We start from the raw sequence: 3,110 nt of genomic DNA on the forward strand, positions 1-3,110 counted from the left end.
GAGGGGCTATCGAAGAAAAAGCGATAGTCCCTTTTTGTGCAAAAGTTATTGTATAATTTAATTATAAAATATGAAGGGTGTGTATTAAATGTACGATATTATTGTAAAAAACGTGAACATAATCGACGGTTTAAAAACTCCAGCATACATTGGAGATGTAGCTATTTCAAATGGCAAGATAGTTTTGTCGCCATCTAGTAGTGAAGGTGCATCACGAATTATAGATGGAACAAATTTATGCATATGTCCCGGGTTTATAGATGCGCATTCTCATGGGGATATTGTATTAGGAAAGGAATTTTCAGCATTATCAAAGGTTTCTCAAGGGGTAACTACTGAGATAGGAGGGCAATGCGGTTTTACATCTTTTCCAGTAAATCCTAAAACTATAGATTTATTGAAAGAGGATTTGAGCATATTGACAGATGATTTTAGAGAGGAAATGGAGGATTACACTTCATTTAAAAAATATCTTGAGTATATGAAGAAGGTGCCTTTAGTTTACAATACGAAGCTTTTGGTGGGGCATTGTACTGTTAGAACTGCTGTGATGGGGTTTGACAATAGAAAGCCTACTGATGATGAGTTGGAGCAAATGAAGGCTCTAGTTAGAGAGGCTATGGAAAATGGATGCTTGGGAATGAGCTCTGGGTTAATTTATACGCCTGGTGTTTATTGTGATACTGAGGAATTGGTTGAGCTTTGTAAGGTTGTCAAGGAGTACGGAGGAGTTTATGCTACTCATATGAGAAACGAGTCAAATCATCTAGTAGAGGCAGTCAAGGAAGCTATATATGTTGCCGAAAGCGCAGGTGTTCCACTATGTATATCTCACTACAAATCTCAAGGTAAGGCGAACTGGCATATATGCGATGAGGGATTGCAATTGATAGAAGCCGCTATATCTAGGGGTATGGAAATAACTATCGACCAATATCCTTATGAATCAGGTATGACTCACTTATCTGTAACTATTCCGCCAAAATATATATCAAATGGAATGAGTGGATTAGTGGAATATCTTAAGGATGAAAAAATGCGCGAAGAAATCAAGGCTGAGATGATCAATCCTACTGAAGATTATGAAAACTTATATCTAAATTCTGGTGGATTTGAAGGGATATTTATAGCTGACTGCCCTCATTTCAAGGATGCAGTCGGAATGACTGTGGCTGAGTATGCTAGAAAAATAGGAGTAGATCCTTTCGATGCATTTTTCGACATACTAATCAAAAACAAAGGTGTCGGCACAGCGATATACTTCACTATGTGCGAGGACGATATATTCAGCATAATAAAGAACGAAAACACAGTAGTAGGAACAGATGGAATCGTAAAATCGCTCGATGGAAAATGTCATCCAAGAGCATATGCTACATTCCCCCGTGCTATAGATTATTTCCACAAACAAAAGAATTTATTCACTCTTGAGGAAATTATAGCAAAAATAACTAATTTACCTGCTACTAGATATAAAATGGCAGGCAAGGGCGCGATAAAAGATGGCTATGATGCTGACCTTGTGATTTTTGATTACGATAAGATAGGTCCTGGAAATACTTATCAAGAGCCTAATTTATTATCAGAGGGCATTGAATATGTTATAGTCGGCGGTGAGGTAGTTTACCACGATAAAATGCTGACAGGCAAGACTCCTGGAAAGATAGTATTACATAATGTTTAAGAAAAATTTAAAGGAGAGTATTATGAGTAAAAGAGAAGCTATACTAGAAATATTAAAAGAAGTCGAAAAAGAAACTTCTAAAAAAGTGGCATATGTCGATTTAAAAAGGCAAAAGACTAATTTAACTGACTCAAAGCTAGGTGGAATACCTTATCTACCTAAGGATAAAGAACTTCCTGTAGATAAGGAGGGTAGACAGCTTAAGCTATTGGCGCAAATAAACCTACAAGATTTGCAGGGAATGGAGGACTTGCCTAGCGAGGGATTATTGCAATTTTTTGTTCTTGCCGATGAATGCTATGGATTAGACTTTGATAATTCTGCAAGTCAGGATACATTTAGAGTGATATATTACGAGGAAATTGATAAAAGTGTAAAAGAAGAGAAAGTATCTAAAATCTACAATCCTTATTATGAAGACGAAGACGAGTGGTTTGTGTTTGAGGGTGAATTTAAAATGGAGTTTAAAATTACTGAAGAGGGCATGTCATTTGAGGATTTTAGATATGATGATATATTTGTAGAAAAATATAATAGAAAATTTCCAGATGAGCCTATAAATGCTTTTTTTGATATAGACGAATTTGATTCTGACCTTTATGATAAAATTTCAAGAGAAAATGATTCAGGCGAGGGCATTAAAATAGGCGGATATCCTTTTTTTACACAAGAGGATCCTAGGGGATATGATTACAATGGGCACGATACTTTGTTATTGCAAATAGATACTATTGACGATGATGATGAAGATATACATATAATGTGGGGAGATTCAGGAGTTGGTAACTTCTTTGTTAATGCAGAGGATTTGAAAAATAGAGATTTTAGCAACGTTCTTTATAATTGGGATTGCTATTAAAACAATTGAGGAGGTGTCGCGATAAAAGCGATGCCTCCTTTTGCATGTTACTTATATAAATTATTGTAAAATTCAACAGCGCCTTTTTTATCATCGTCATCAGGGTGATTTTTGGCAATACCACCGATAAGCTTGAATGGTCCGAATGTATCCAAACCACTACAGCCGTATTCACCTAAAATATTTGCGTTCTTATCGGAAATAGCATTTTTAATTGCTTTTGTATAAGTGTCCTTTTTTGAGCCGTATGTATAGATAAAGAACACATCTTTGCCACTTGGAAGATTGTCCTTTGCAAACTCTAATACTGTCTTGTGGAATTTTGAGTAATATATCCCAGATGCAAAACCGATGGCATCATAAGAGTCAAGATCAGCAGTTGGAGTATTAGTTACATCGATAAGTGTGATTTCATCAGATGAAGATGATTTAATTGCGTCTAGTAACTGTTTTGTATTTTCATGGTGTTTTGAATAATATATAATTGCTGTTTTCATTTCGTAACCCCCTTGAATATTTATAGTACATTTAATATACTATGTATAAAAAAAAGAAACAAGTACGCAG

Annotated in this window: 3 protein-coding genes; 2 read left to right on the forward strand and 1 reads right to left on the reverse strand. The window is 35.4% G+C overall.

All coding sequences use genetic code 11. The features are described 5' to 3' along the window. Positions 1–88: 88 nt before the first annotated feature. Entirely contained in the window at positions 89–1,684 is a 1,596-nt protein-coding gene (locus ACI3VO_RS11640; protein ID WP_439758077.1) for an N-acyl-D-amino-acid deacylase family protein, read from the forward strand. A gap of 22 nt (positions 1,685–1,706) precedes the next feature. Beyond that, positions 1,707–2,543, forward strand: coding sequence for a YwqG family protein (locus ACI3VO_RS11645; protein ID WP_439758078.1), 837 nt, complete (start codon positions 1,707–1,709; stop codon positions 2,541–2,543). A gap of 47 nt (positions 2,544–2,590) precedes the next feature. Here the strand turns inward: ACI3VO_RS11645 and ACI3VO_RS11650 are convergent, their stop codons facing one another. Beyond that, complete coding sequence (locus ACI3VO_RS11650) at positions 2,591–3,040, reverse strand: flavodoxin family protein (RefSeq protein WP_439758079.1); 450 nt, start codon at positions 3,038–3,040, stop codon at positions 2,591–2,593. Between the last annotated feature and the right edge of the window lie 70 nt (positions 3,041–3,110).

The organism is Intestinibacter sp., from assembly GCF_051866655.1.
Taxonomy (GTDB): Bacteria; Bacillota; Clostridia; order Peptostreptococcales; family Peptostreptococcaceae; genus Intestinibacter.